1 pseudogene is annotated in these 394 nt (G+C 64.7%); it reads left to right on the plus strand.

The annotated features are described in order from the left end of the window. Positions 1–303, plus strand: a pseudogene (locus I6F36_RS39315) (glycerophosphodiester phosphodiesterase); the annotation flags it as partial. Positions 304–394: the final 91 nt, after the last annotated feature.

Here is a 394-nt window from a genome sequence, read left to right on the forward strand (position 1 = left end):
CGCGAGGTCATCCCAAGACTTCATCGCGGCATCACCGCCCAGCGCACCTATGACGATCAGTATTGGGCCAAGCTGACGCCGGCGCAGCGCGACAGCATGCTGTATCTGCGCCACGGCTTTCGCACCGAGCCGCACTTCGTCGCCTACTGGGTCAACCAGTTGCCGGCGGCGGCACCGTGGATCGCCCGCAACCTGTTCGGCTGCCCGCTTCTGGCCTGGACCGTGCGCACGCCGGAGCAGCGCGCGAAAGCGGCGCGCTATGCCGATCAGATGATCTTCGAAGGTTTCACACCGGGAACCTGAGATGTGGCTGGCGGCCTTGAAGTCGGCATTGCGATGCACGATCTTTGCAAGGCGTTGGTCACCATGGGCGATGGCCGCTCGCACAGGGGAC

This window comes from Bradyrhizobium sp. BRP19 (genome assembly GCF_020194195.1).
Lineage (GTDB): Bacteria > Pseudomonadota > Alphaproteobacteria > Rhizobiales > Xanthobacteraceae > Bradyrhizobium > Bradyrhizobium yuanmingense.